Below are 12,644 nucleotides of genomic sequence, written 5' to 3'. Positions count from 1 at the left end.
GCAAGTGGCTATCCACTTTTCGAAGACGCCTCAGTTACTGATGCGGCTCACCTTGGGACGGCCCCAGAAGCGGTGCTGCGCCAAGGTTTGCACAAACTGGGCCAGATCAGGTTGTTCGGCACTCAAGATGCCCAGGTCTTGCATCTCCCCGAGATCCTGACCCGTGATCCGGGCCAGATCCGAGTCGGCCAGCAGTGCCTGTGCCTCGCCATATGCAGCGATGGGCTTGGCGTGCTTGTAGGCTTCGAGCAGGTAGGCCTGCGCATCGCCGTCTTCCATCAGCGCCTGGACGTGCTCAGCACCGCCAGGGACGATGACGGCGTCAAACAGCACCATATGTGAGTTGCCCAGCGTCTTCTTGGCTTCTACGCCGCCCAAGTCACCGAGATGCTGCCCAAGTACATGTCCCTTGGCGCCTTCGGCTTTGAGGGCCTGCATGATTGCTTTTACCTGGTCAGTGTCGACACCATCCGCGGCCAGAATCGCCACCTGGCGGTTACGGATGCCCTTAGGTGGCTGCTCCTCCATACTCAGATTCTTGGCTTTGGTCAGCCCACCCGATGCACTTGGCTGAGCCTCGGCAGTAGCAAGCAATTCCATTTCTTCGGCGCTATCGGCAGTTCCTCCAGGCTTGGCAACCTGTTCGGCACGGGGTGCTTCACCCAAAGCCACAGCCACCTGTGAAGCCAACAGTGGGTGCACCTGTTCTAACAAATCCAGCATCCGCACGCGCACTTCACGGGTTTCCACCTTGCTGAGCTCAAACTGGAAAGCCTTGCAGATATGTTCGCGCTCAATGGGAGTCATGGAGTTCCAGAACAGACGCGCCTGCCCAAAGTGATCTGCAAAGCTCTCGGCGCGGACACGCAGTTTTTCGCCACTGACCGGCTCCGGGTAACTCACGAACCCCCCCTGGTCACGGGGCACTTCCAGAGGTGAGCCTCCGTCCAGCGAAGCCGGGCGATAAGCTACACGCCCAGGATTGATGGTATGGCGCATGTAGCCGTCACGCTGGTTGTTGGCGACCTGATTGAGAGGACGGTTGATCGGCAGGTACTGCCAGTTGGGGCTTCCCAGGCGGATCAATTGGGTGTCCAGGTAAGAGAACAGCCGACCCTGCATCAGTGGGTCGTTGGTAAAGTCCATCCCAGGAACCAGATTGGTCGGCTTGTAGCCCACCTGCTCAGTTTCGGCAAAGAAATTGTCAGGATTGCGGTTCAGCACCATGCGGCCAATGGTCCGCACCGGAACCAAGTCTTCAGGAATGATCTTGCTGGGGTCCAGGATGTCAAAATCCCATTCGCTGGCCTGCGCCTCTGTAAACAGCTGCACTCCGAAATCCCATTCGTATGTTCCGCCCCCATCAATAGTTTCCCACATGGCGCGGCGCTGAAAATCAGGGTCTTTGCCCGCAATCTTCTGCGATTCGTCCCAGACCAGCGAATGTACCCCATTCACCGGCTGCCAGTGGTACTTCACGAAGGTGCTCTTACCCTCCGCATTGATCAGGCGGAAGGTATGCACCCCAAAGCCCTGCATCGTGTCGAAGTAACGTGGCAGCGCCCGGTCCGACATCTCCCACATGATCGTGTGAATGGCTTCGGAAGTCAGAGAAATAAAGTCCCAGAACGTGTCATGGGCGCTGGCGGCCTGTGGGATCTCATTGTGTGGCTCAGGACGCAGGGCATGGACCAGATCAGGAAACTTGATCGCGTCCTGAATAAAGAACACCGGCACGTTGTTACCCACAATGTCCCAGTTGCCTTCATCGGTATAGAAGCGCACTGCAAAGCCACGAATGCTACGTGGGGTATCTGCTGAACCACGTGAGCCTGGCACAGTAGAAAAGCGGGTAAACACAGGTGTTTTCTTGCCGACTTCGGTCAGCACCTGAGCTGTTGTGTATTCAGCCAGCGAGTCGGTCAGCTCAAAGTAACCGTGCGCTGCTGCACCGCGGGCATGAACAATGCGCTCCGGGATACGCTCATGGTCAAAATGATGTAGCTTTTCACGGACCAGATGGTCTTCCAACAAGGTCGGCCCCCGTACCCCGGCCCTCAGCGAGTTGTTGTCGTCACTGATCGCATGACCAAAGTTATCGGTCAGGCGGTCTTGTTCGGAACGGGGAGCAGTGTCTGAAGACAGGTCCTGGACTTTGGGATTGCTAGGGGCGGTCTTCGCATCGGGTTTATCGTGGCTCACGGCTAAAACTCCATTCTCTGGCAGGACACCAGACGGGAGAGGCTTGGACAAATGAATTCCGGTGATGAATGGGGCAAAGCTGAATCTGGCAAGTTACATGGACATAGATCCACGTTCCTCCCCAATCAACCTGACCGAGATCTGTGGACTCACTTTTTACCCTAACTGTCTGGTCAGGCAGCGCATGATAAGACCTTTAAGAAGCCTGTAAACTTCGCTGCAAACGTAAAAAAACCCCTCTTTTGGCAGCTTAGGCCACAGAGGGATCGGGAAGAACCAGATCGTCTATCAGGTCAGCGGTACTTGAGAGCGTGCATCAGCTCCTCAACGATTTGCTCTGTATCACCCCGCTCAGCGGCAGTCGCCACATGACTCTGGAGGTGTCCGCGCAACACCACACGGCCTGCACCGTCCAGCGCACCCTGCACAGCTTTGATCTGGCGCAGCACATCCACGCAGTAAACCTCGGGGTTGTCCAGCATCTTCACGATGCTCTGGAGATGGCCCTGCGCCACGCTGAGCCGTCGCCGCGCCGCCAACCGCTCAGACTCAGGCATGCACAGCGGCCCATCCGTGCTGCAATGCCCAGAAGCTGGGGAACCGGTGGGGGAACCTTCGGTCACTCAGCTTTCCTTGGGGGTAGCGGTATAGCCTTCTTCGGCCACGGCAGCCATCAGAGTGGTCAGATCTACATTGCCCTGCACCGTAGCAGTGCCTTCGTCCAGATTCACGCTGGCAGCTTCTACGCCCTCCACACCGCGCAGCGCCTTTTCCACCGCCGCCACACAGTGGCCACAGCTCATGCCCTCAATCTTCAGGTCGGTCATCATTTGGTTGTTTTCGATATGGGTCATACCCAGAGCCTAGCACTCGGTACAGGGCCTTTCAAAGACATTGATTAAGACGTATTTAACAGTTGACCCTCCCCAGGGGGATACCATAGGAAACATGACGGAAACGCAGACCATACCCAAGGAACTACAGCTCGCGGTAGAGGGCATGACCTGCGCTGCTTGCGTGGGCCGGGTCGAGCAGACACTGAACAAAGTCCCAGGCGTGCTGGGAGCCAGTGTCAATCTGGCTACCGAAACGGCGAATGTGCACTATGACCCGGCCGTCATTCAACCTGAGCAGCTCGCGGAAGCTGTGCAGAGCGCCGGTTACGCGGTCGGCAGCCAGGAACTCAGCTTCGGCGTGAGTGGCATGACCTGCGCCGCTTGTGTGGGCCGAGTCGAGCGGGCACTGAACAAAGTTCCAGGCGTGCTGGGAGCCAGTGTCAATCTGGCCACTGAGGCTGCAACGGTTCGTTATACGCCAGGCACTGTCACTCCGGACGATCTCTTCCGCACGGTGGAGGACGCCGGATACGGAGTGGAGGGACAAGTCACAGAAGCCGAGACCGCCGCGGAAACCCCCCAGGACCGCGCCACCGCCAGCCTGCGGCGTGACCTGCTGATCAGCGCAGCCTTTGCGGTGCCGCTCTTTATCATCAGCATGGTCCCCATGATGTATGCGCCGCTGCATCACTGGCTGCTGGGACAGGTAGGCGAAGGGATCCTGAACTGGGTCATGCTGCTGCTGGCGCTGCCTGTCCAATTCTGGGTGGGACAGAGGTTTTACCGGGCTGGCTGGTCGGCGCTCAGGCACGGCAGTCCCGATATGAACACCCTGGTGATGATCGGCACCACCGCTGCTTTCGTATATTCAGCGGTGGTGACACTGGCCCCTGGCCTGTTGCCCACTGCAGTACGGCATGTGTACTTCGAGGCCAGTGGCGTGGTCATTACCCTGGTGCTGCTCGGCAAATACCTTGAAAGCCTCGCCAAAGGACGTTCCTCACAGGCCATGCGTGCCTTACTGGAACTGCGCCCACCCGAAGCCCATCTGCTGGAGGGAGACTCGGTCAGGAAGGTGCCCGCCGACTCGGTCCGCAGCGGTGAGCGGGTGCAGGTGCGAACCGGCGAGAAAGTTCCCGTGGATGGTGTAGTGATCAGCGGCGAGTCTTATCTGGATGAAAGCATGTTGACCGGCGAGAGTGTCCCCGTACAGAAAGTTCCTGGCGATCCAGTGACTGGTGGCACGTTGAACGGCTCCGGGCTGCTGGTGGTCAAGGCAACAGCAGTAGGCCGCGACTCGGCGCTGTCGCAGATCATCGCGCTGGTAGAAAAGGCACAGAGTGAAAAGCCGCCGATTCAGGGCCTGGCGGACCGGGTGGTGGCTGTCTTTGTGCCGATTGTTCTGGTGATCGCCGCCCTGACTTTCGGTGCCTGGCTGCTGTGGGGTGGCGAGGCCGCACTGTCACAGGCTCTGGTTCATGCGGTGGCGGTCCTGATCATCGCCTGCCCCTGCGCGATGGGCCTGGCTACCCCCGTCAGTGTGATGGTGGGGAGCGGAAAGGCCGCCGAACTGGGCGTGCTGTTCAAAGGAGGACGGGCGCTAGAAGACCTACACCGCTCGGACGTGGTCGCGCTGGACAAGACCGGGACATTGACCGTGGGCAAGCCTTCACTCACTGCGCTGCACCTCTCCCCTACTGCTGGACTGAGTGAGGAGCAGTTGCTCAGCTTAGTCGCCGCCGCTGAAGCGGGCAGTGAGCATCCCATCGCGCACGCCATGATGAACGCGGCACAAGAACGCGGACTCAGTGTTCCGGCAGCAGGCAAGCTGGACACCGAAGCGGGCTACGGCATCCATGCCGAGGTAGACGGGCAGACGGTGCATGTCGGGGCCGAACGTTACATGGCGCGGCTGGGGCTGGATACGGCGGTCTGGGCCGAGGCATTGGCAGAGCTGGGCGCGCAGGCTGCCACTCCCGTCTTTGTGGCGGTGGGCGGCGAAGTCGCTGGACTGCTGGGCGTGAGCGATCCATTGAAACCCGGCAGCCGCGAGGCGGTGGCCGAGCTACACCGCCGGGGTCACCGGGTCATGATGATCACCGGGGACAGTCGGGCCACCGCGCAGGCCGTGGCCGCTCAGGTGGGTCTGGACCCGGACACTGAGGTGCGCGCCGAAGTGCTGCCCGGCGACAAGGCTGCCGTGATTGAGGAATTGCAGGCTCAGGGCCTCAAGGTAGCGATGGTAGGCGACGGGATCAACGATGCCCCGGCCCTGGCCCGCGCCGACGTGGGCCTGGCGCTGGGCACCGGCACCGATGTGGCCGCCCAGACCGCCGACGTGCTTCTGATGTCGGGTGATCTGCGCGGCGTGCCGAACGCGGCGGCCCTGAGCGCCGCCACCCTGCGAAATATCCGCATGAACCTGTTCTGGGCCTTCGCCTATAACGTGCTGCTGATTCCAGTGGCGGCAGGCGTATTGACCCGCTGGGGCCTGGGCCTCTCGCCCGTGCTGGCCGCTGCCGCGATGGGCCTGAGCAGCGTGTTCGTGATGAGCAATGCGCTGCGGCTACGGCAATTTAAAGCTCCGCTGAGGACAGGTAACGCAGCCACCTGAATATAGCCTCCCAACCCAAACGAAGCGCGTCCTGAAGTGGCCTTTGGACGTGCTTTGTCGTTGCACTTTCAACGTGAAAGTGGAGCCGGGTTCAGCCGTACATGCTGGCTCAGATGGTGTACCCAGCGTCCAGATTGCGGGCGGCCAGGCCACTGCCCGTCAGCAACCGCGCCGCCTTGTACCCACGCTGGCCGACCTGGCAGTACACCACCAGATCATCCTGGCCGCGCAGCTCGTCCGGGTGGCCGCGCAGCTCCGGCAGCGAGATATTAACCGCGCCAGGCAGCGCCCAACAGGCGAACTCGTCAGGGTTGCGGAAATCCACCAGCCTGGCCCTCGCAGTGGGTTCCGGGCCGAGGTCACCTGAGACCATGCAGTTTTGAAATGCTGAGAGGTTAGTGGCGTTCATTGCGCAAAACTGCCTGTAAGCACTCGGTCCAAGAACACCGTCCTGGACACGTTTGTTGGAAACTGCAAGATGTCAGTTACTCTACTGCGCCGTCTGCGCGTCACCGTCCGTGATGTGCCCGGCGATGTAAGACCAGCATCTTGACCGAGTCTTTGGCACTGCCAAAGGGCGGGGCATAGGCCAGCGGCAGATCAGCCAGATCGGGAGCACACAGGCCCGCATGCATGGCGGTGGCCAGAACTTCTATACGTTTGTCGGCACTTTCCTCGCCTGCGGCCTGCACTCCGTCAATCCGGCCCGATTCGGGATCGAAAATCAGTTTGAGGCTCACGGTCATACGGCAGTTCACCCATCTCACCGGTCTGCGCCTGGCGAAACTGCACCGTGCGCCGCTCACGGTCCACGCCCGTCACTTCATATAAGGGGCGCACATCTATTTCAAACTGAGCCTCCAGGCTCTGGTCGGTATGCAGCAGCAACTTCTGGCGGTCCTGAATGGTTCCGCTGCGGTGATTAGCCCACAGTTGGCAAAACTGAAATACCCACCCCGCTCAAGCACGGTGATCTGGGCCTGTTCGTCCAGGCGGCGCAGCCGGGTCACCGCACTCATGCCACCTGCGACACCGCCGACAATGATGATACGGAGGGAACCCAAAGACGTAGGCATACCCACGATCTATACCCCCCATAGGGTATGTTGTCAGGGCGTTTGTCCGTTGGGCGACGGTCCCGGTTGCCCGCATACTGGCAGGCTGATCACCTCCTCTGAGACGGGGCTTCATATCCCAGTCACTCAGGCTGGGTCCAGTAACCCGCGCAGATGCTGCTGTACCTCGCGGCAATCCAGCAACTCGCGGCGGACCTCGGCGATGCGGCGCTCGGCGGCCGTGCCCTGGGCCAACCGTTCCAGGCGCACCGTTTGCCGCTCCAGCCGGGCCACACTGCGCCGCATCTCCTGGGCATGGCGACGGTGCACGGCAGCCACCTCGCGGGCCGGAATCTGGCGGTGGTCCGGCGGGTAGAACTCTTCCAGGGCCTGACGGTAACGCAGCAGGGCTTGTTGCTGGCCACTGCTCAGCCCCGTCAGCGAGCGCAGGGCCGCCGGGGTTAGGTCAGCGGCCACCCTCAGACCAGCGGCGTGCAGGCGGGCCGCCTCAGCTGCACCAATGCCCGCGGCGACGCCGGCGGTGAGGGGCTGACGGCGCAGATATTCCCGCCGCGCCGACTGGTGGTATTTCACGCCCAGCGCGTCCAGTTCGGCGCGGCGGGCCTGTTCCACCGCTCCAGTCTCGGCCAGCACGGTCTGGACGGCCTGCTGCGCAGACCGGAAGCGGCTGTATTCGGCAGGCTGCTGCGCCCGCAGGGTCAGGGCGAGAAGTTCGGCCTTCAGTGCTTCTTCGCGGGTCTGTTGGACCTGAAGGTCGCGCCGTAAGGTATACAGGGCGTGGGCGCGGCTGCGCTCGCCCAGGGCCAGCCGCATCCAGGCAGCGGTCAGTTCGGGGAAATATCGGTCAAAGGCGGCTTCGAGCAGGTGACGCAGTTCGGGATACGCTGCCGCCAACACCCCCAGCAGTACCAGCGACCACTGGGCCAGTGGTCCCAGCCAGTGTATCAGTACCCCGAAAGCCAGCAGCACCAGCAACAGCGCCAGCCGCCCGGTCCAAATGACAGCCCACTCGGTGCGGTCAGCGGGCGGAGGCGGGGCAGGCAACAGTAGCGGAGCCGTGCGCGGCGCGGGAGCGATGTGCTGCAGCACCGCCAAAGGCGGCGGCGACTGCAAGGCCCGAATCCGCTGACGCAGCGCAGCCAGTTGGCGGTCCAGATCGGCTAGGCGCAGCAGCTGAGTGCCTTCTATACGGGCCAGCGGATGCACCCGGCAGTGCGGACAGGCCAGGCCCCGCACCCGCGTATGACCCTGGCGACACGGTTCCAGCGCCTGCCCCAGCGTGGCCAGGGCCGTGTCCCACTCGGCGGCAGTGGGGCGCGGCGGGGCGGGGGCCGGGGCAAAAGCCCGCTCAAACAGCGCCGCCACCTCCGCAGTTAGGTCGCTCAGGCGTAGCGTGCCCGGCGGGGGCCGCAGCCCGGGCAGGGGCTGGGCGCTGTACGCAAAGGCGTGCCCTGCAATCGCTTCAGCGGGGCTGAGCGGTGTGGCGGCGGCCTGCACCCCGGCGTAAGGATGCCGCCCCTGAAACAGCAGGTGGAAAATAAGCGTAGCCAGCCCAAAGAGGTCGTGCGCTTCGGTCCGTACGAGCGTGCCCAGCGCCTGTCCCTGCAACTCCGGCGGGGTAAATTCGGGCGTGCCTACCGGGCAAGGCAGCACCTCGCCGCCGGACCGCACCTGAAAGGAATCAGTGTCGATCAGGCGCACGGTCCCGGCTGGTCCCACCATCACGTTGCGGCTACTCACATCACCCATCAACACGCCGCGTGTGTGCAGCGCCGCAAAAGCCCGCGCCAGGTTGCGGGCCGTGTGTACCAGAAAAGCCCAGGTCGCTTCCGGAAACAGCTCACTGCGGGTGGCCGGAGTATAGAGGCAGTGCAGCTCATGCATTTCCCCGGCAGGCAGACGTGGCATCAGAAAGCCGCGCACCTCGCCCGCTGGACCCCGCAGGACCTCGGTCGGCCAGGCCGAGAGTGTGAGCAGCACTGGGTCGGCCAGCGCGGTCAGTGCTTCCAGCTTGCGGACCTGGGCTGGCCCTGGGGGCCGCAGGTACAGCTTGGCAACCTGGCCTGGGTCATCGGCCAGCGCGTACACCGTCCCCTGACCGCCGCGCCCTAGCTCCGGCCCCAGCTGCACCGGCTGCCCGCCGGACCCATACAGCGGGACCCATTCAGGTTCAGCCGTCACGGTCCTCCGCCGGGCGCAGCGCCAGCACCAGCGTCTTGTCGTCGTCGCTGCGCTCCCGCATCCGCCCCGAATCCAGCAGGGCAGCCAAGGACCTCTGCAAGGCGGGCAGGTCGCCGGGGGCTGCTCCTTGCAGCGCCGACAGCAACGGCGCAAAGAACCCTGCGTGGGCTTGCCGCTCGGCCAGTTGCAAGGCCGCCGGATGCAGCCCATCGGTCAGCAGCGCCAGGGCACGGACCCCACTCAAGGTGCGGGTCTGGGCCTGCTCTGAGGTTATTTCACCTACAAAGAGGGTCTGGTTGGCGTACTCGCCCTGCTGCGGCCAGAAGACTGGGCGCAGGCCAGTGCCCTTGCCGTCTTCCGCGTCCCAGTCGGCCAGCACGGCGCTGTCACCCACACCAAAGCACCAGGCACCCTCTGACCTGACCACCGCCAGACCCAGGGTGGCCGCCAGTTCGCGGCGGGGAACACCCAGGGCGTCGGCCTCAGTCTGCAAACCGCCCTGGAGAAAGGTCAGCAGGGCCTGAGCGTCTAACTTCTCCCCTGCCCGCACCTGCGCCGCGCACCAGCGGCATGCCTCGTCGCACAGCCAGGCGCTGGCATGGGCCGCCTGGGACGCGCTTCCGGCCCCGTCACTGACGGCCAAAACCAGCCCCGCGCCGCCCAGCGACTGCACCCGGTAGGCGTCTTGTCCACCCTCGCCGCGTGCCAGATGAGCCTGTCCATTCACGCTGGCGGCCACCCAGCGCCAGCTGGACAACCCTGATTGCGGCAAGGGCGCAGCGTGTGGCACGGCGCTCAGACTTCGGCCCAGCCTGCGGGCGACTCCAGCACCACCCGGTCACCGGGCATACTCTGCGAGACGCTCCTCAGGCTGCTGGAAAGCCACTGAAACAGCTCGCGGAAACGGACTCCCGACAACATTAGCGGCTCGCGGCCCCCGATCTGGCCCAGCACGCTCAGGTCGGCCCCCTGTACGCCCACACTGAAAAAGGCAAAGCTTTTAGCCGCTTCACCCTCGCGCACCGCCGCCGCTGCCGCGTGCCAGTCGTCGGTGGGTGCGCCGTCGGTGATCAGAAACACCCAGGGCCGGTACAGCGCCACGCCGTTCTGGCGAATGGTTTCCTTGCGCTGTCGCAGCAGCTCCAGCCCATATGTGACAGCACCGCCCAGCGGCGTGTCCCCCAGCGGCTGCAAGGTGGGCGGCTCAAAGTCCAGGACCGATACGAAATCCGTCACCTGTTGCACCGGACCAAACGACACGATCCCGATCTCGCAGCGCTTGGCCGCTAGGCTGTCGGCCATCAGGTCTGCCTTGAACACCTGCAGGCCTTCATTCAGCTGCGCAATCCGCTCGCCCGCCATGCTGCCGGAGTTATCCAGCAGCAGCAGCACCGGGCAACGCGGCTCTGGATTTTCGGCGAATTCGACATGGCTCAGGTCGAATTCGAGTTGCTCGCCACTGGAGGGGTCAAACGGGTGTGGGGTCATGCCTCATGGTACGCAGCCGCTTCTGCCGAAGTTCCAACAACCGGGGCGGTTGGCCTAAAGTTGCCAACCGCTCTCGCGTTCCTTGATCACCTTGGCCGGAACACCTACAGCGGTGACATTGTCCGGTACAGGCTTATTCACAACCGAGCCCGCACCCACGATGCTCCAGCCTCCAATCTCTACACCCTGAATGATGGTGGCATTGGTACCGATATCGGTTCCCTCACCCACAGTCACATTGCCACTGAGCAGCGCGCCCGGAGCAACAGTCACGAAGTCGTGTAGGACATCGTCATGGGCCACCGTGCAGCAAATGTTCAGCAACACATGCTTGCCAATCCGGTAATCGGTAGTGGTGGTCACTCCAGCACAAATGATGGTGCCTTCACCGATTTCTACCCGGCGGCCTATGACGGCAGTGGGATGAATCAGCGTCGGAAACTTGTTGTTGCCTTGAGCACGAATGCGTTCAACCACTCGGCGGCGGGTCGGGGGTGCACCAATCCCTATGACCACAGCCACCTCCGGACGGTCAGCAAGCCAATCTAGATCTCCTAGAACTGGCAAGTCATGCACACGCTGACCATGCATCTCGGCATTGCTGTCCAGCCAACCCAGCACTTCCCAGGTAGGCTGCGCCGCGTTGATATCCTCAATAAGCTCGTGAACTTCACGCCCCAGGCCCCCAGGGCCGACAATGACAACAGGACGCATTTCTACGGCTCCACCTTGTGTCGCATTCATGCGTCAAGTGTAGCGCTCTGCACGTTAGAACTCCGCAGGCGCGCTGTCAGCCGCAGGAAGCGGGTCAGCTGCATGACCGCAGCCGCGACCAGACCCACCAGCAACCCGTACCACAGTCCGCGTGGCCCCCAGTCCAACACGAAGGCCATGACATAACCCGCAGGCATCCCCAGCCCCCAGAAGCTGGTCAGCGAGAGCAGCAGCGGTACGCGGGTGTCCTGTAGCCCCCGCAAGGAGGCGTTGGCACTGACCTGCACTCCGTCTACCACCTGAAACAGTGCCGCAATGGCCAGCAGTCCACCAGCGGTGGCCACCAGTCCCGCATTGGCCGGAGCGGCAGCGTCCACAAACACCCCGATAAAGCGTTCAGGCATCAGCACTTCCAGCACAGCAAACAGCAACATGACTCCTGCTGCCAGCCCGATCCCCAGCAGCCCAGCGCGGCGAGCCAGACCAGGGCGTCCTGCACCAACTGACTGCGCCACCCGGATGCTGGTGGCGGTGGACAGCCCCAGTGGGATCATAAACAGCGCCGTGATGATCTGAAAGGCCACATTGTGCGCAGCCAGAGCCTGATTACCAAACTGCCCCATCAGCAGCGAGGTGACGCTGAACATTCCAGCTTCTGCTCCCAGGGTTAGACCGATGGGCCAGCCCAGCGAAAAGAGGCTGCGGACTTCTGGCCAGATAGGGGTATGCGCGGCCAGCGGAGCGACGCGGCGCAGCACCAGCGGCAGCAAACCCAGAAACATCAACCACCCTGCCAGCGCTGAAGCGGCGGCTGCCCCAGCCAGTCCCAGGGTGGGCAGTGGTCCCCACCCAAATGACAGCGCAGGCGAGACCAAGACAACGCTCACCACCCCCAACGCCGCTATTGCCGTCACCAAAGCAGGCCGTCCAGTGGCTTCCATCGCGCCGCGCAGGGCCGTAAACAGGAGTACTGGCAACATCCCCAGGGCATAGATCCGCAGATAGACAGCAACCAGCCCCGTATCCAGTTCGGCTGGAGCAAAACGCCACAGCTGCGTGGACAGCAGATAAATCACCGGTAGGGCCACGGCTGCCAAACCCAGCGCCAACCGAAATCCAGCATGAAGGGCGCGGGAGACTCCCTGCGGGTCGCCAGACCCGTGCGCGGCTGCCGCGCGGGGAGCCACCGCCAGCATCACCCCGCTCAGCGCCACGAAGAACAGGTAGTACAATGCACTGCCATAAGCCGCAGCGGCTAATTCTGCCTGGCCGATTCGCCCGATCACAGCGGTACTGACCAGGGCCAGCGCATTGGCTGCAAACTGCGACAACACCACCGGACCTGCCAACCGGACCAGGGCCAGCAGTTCGGTCCGGGTACCTGGATTTTGGCTGTGGCCTACAAGCTGAGGAACAGATTGATCAGGGTGAGGCTGCGACATAGGCGGGCAGTCTAGACCAGACGGAATGTAAAAGGGGCGCACAGCAAACCTGCTTGCTGGGCCTCTCCCATGAGCCTAGGATGAGTCATCC

10 protein-coding genes and 2 pseudogenes are annotated in these 12,644 nt (G+C 62.8%); 1 reads left to right on the top strand and 11 read right to left on the bottom strand.

Translation table 11 applies throughout. The features are described 5' to 3' along the window. Positions 1-30: 30 nt before the first annotated feature. The 3 genes from LMT64_RS11955 to LMT64_RS11945 form a co-directional block, all read right to left on the bottom strand. Positions 31-2,202 (bottom strand): catalase, encoded by a 2,172-nt coding sequence (locus LMT64_RS11955; protein ID WP_170165951.1) that lies wholly within the window; start codon positions 2,200-2,202, stop codon positions 31-33. A 293-nt stretch (positions 2,203-2,495) separates the two neighbouring features. Next, on the bottom strand, positions 2,496-2,759 hold the full coding sequence (locus tag LMT64_RS11950; protein WP_126351844.1) for a metal-sensitive transcriptional regulator: 264 nt from the start codon (positions 2,757-2,759) through the stop codon (positions 2,496-2,498). A gap of 66 nt (positions 2,760-2,825) precedes the next feature. After that, a complete protein-coding gene (locus LMT64_RS11945; protein WP_324295879.1) occupies positions 2,826-3,056 on the bottom strand; it encodes a CopZ family metallochaperone in 231 nt (76 codons plus the stop codon). 94 nt (positions 3,057-3,150) lie between these two features. On the opposite strand from LMT64_RS11945, the pseudogene LMT64_RS11940 reads away from it, so the two are divergent. Beyond that, positions 3,151-5,631: pseudogene (locus tag LMT64_RS11940) on the top strand (heavy metal translocating P-type ATPase); the annotation flags it as partial. 130 nt (positions 5,632-5,761) lie between these two features. Here the strand turns inward: LMT64_RS11940 and LMT64_RS11935 are convergent. From LMT64_RS11935 to LMT64_RS11900, 8 genes and pseudogenes are all read right to left on the bottom strand, one after another. Next, on the bottom strand, positions 5,762-5,977 hold the full coding sequence (locus LMT64_RS11935; RefSeq protein WP_229253475.1) for a rhodanese-like domain-containing protein: 216 nt from the start codon (positions 5,975-5,977) through the stop codon (positions 5,762-5,764). A gap of 184 nt (positions 5,978-6,161) precedes the next feature. Next, positions 6,162-6,392: a hypothetical protein gene (locus LMT64_RS11930; RefSeq protein WP_170165952.1), complete on the bottom strand. Its 231-nt coding sequence runs from the start codon at positions 6,390-6,392 to the stop codon at positions 6,162-6,164. Positions 6,393-6,483: 91 nt separating this feature from the next. Continuing rightward, a pseudogene (locus tag LMT64_RS14350) lies at positions 6,484-6,728 on the bottom strand (hypothetical protein); the annotation flags it as partial. 126 nt (positions 6,729-6,854) lie between these two features. Further along, entirely contained in the window at positions 6,855-8,909 is a 2,055-nt protein-coding gene (locus LMT64_RS11920) for a hypothetical protein (RefSeq protein WP_126351807.1), read from the bottom strand. Beyond that, positions 8,899-9,699, bottom strand: a complete 801-nt coding sequence (locus LMT64_RS11915) for a protein phosphatase 2C domain-containing protein (RefSeq protein WP_170165954.1) — start codon at positions 9,697-9,699, stop codon at positions 8,899-8,901. Before LMT64_RS11915 ends, LMT64_RS11920 begins: the two co-directional genes overlap by 11 nt. Before the next feature lie 5 nt (positions 9,700-9,704). Further along, positions 9,705-10,397 carry a vWA domain-containing protein gene (locus LMT64_RS11910; RefSeq protein WP_126351809.1) on the bottom strand — a complete coding sequence of 231 codons (693 nt, stop codon included), beginning with the start codon at positions 10,395-10,397 and terminating at the stop codon, positions 9,705-9,707. Positions 10,398-10,451: 54 nt separating this feature from the next. Further along, a complete protein-coding gene (locus tag LMT64_RS11905; protein ID WP_126351810.1) occupies positions 10,452-11,141 on the bottom strand; it encodes an acetyltransferase in 690 nt (229 codons plus the stop codon). Beyond that, positions 11,138-12,553, bottom strand: coding sequence for an MATE family efflux transporter (locus tag LMT64_RS11900; protein WP_126351811.1), 1,416 nt, complete (start codon positions 12,551-12,553; stop codon positions 11,138-11,140). The genes LMT64_RS11905 and LMT64_RS11900 overlap by 4 nt, the downstream gene beginning before the upstream one ends. Positions 12,554-12,644 lie beyond the last annotated feature (91 nt).

Origin of the sequence: Deinococcus radiophilus (genome assembly GCF_020889625.1) — a bacterium.
GTDB classification, from domain to species: domain Bacteria; phylum Deinococcota; class Deinococci; order Deinococcales; family Deinococcaceae; genus Deinococcus; species Deinococcus radiophilus.
The sequence above is the reverse complement of the archived record's forward strand: the minus strand, read 5'-3'. Positions and strand labels throughout refer to the sequence as shown.

Bases quoted from the DNA above. Each gene is read 5' to 3' on its own strand.
- LMT64_RS11910 (WP_126351809.1), bottom strand. From the start codon at position 10,397: ATGACCCCACACCCGTTTGACCCCTCCAGTGGCGAGCAACTCGAATTC.
- LMT64_RS11945 (WP_324295879.1), bottom strand. From the start codon at position 3,056: ATGACCCATATCGAAAACAACCAAATGATGACCGACCTGAAGATTGAG.
- LMT64_RS11950 (WP_126351844.1), bottom strand. From the start codon at position 2,759: ATGCCTGAGTCTGAGCGGTTGGCGGCGCGGCGACGGCTCAGCGTGGCG.
- LMT64_RS11905 (WP_126351810.1), bottom strand. From the start codon at position 11,141: ATGAATGCGACACAAGGTGGAGCCGTAGAAATGCGTCCTGTTGTCATT.
- LMT64_RS11900 (WP_126351811.1), bottom strand. From the start codon at position 12,553: ATGTCGCAGCCTCACCCTGATCAATCTGTTCCTCAGCTTGTAGGCCAC.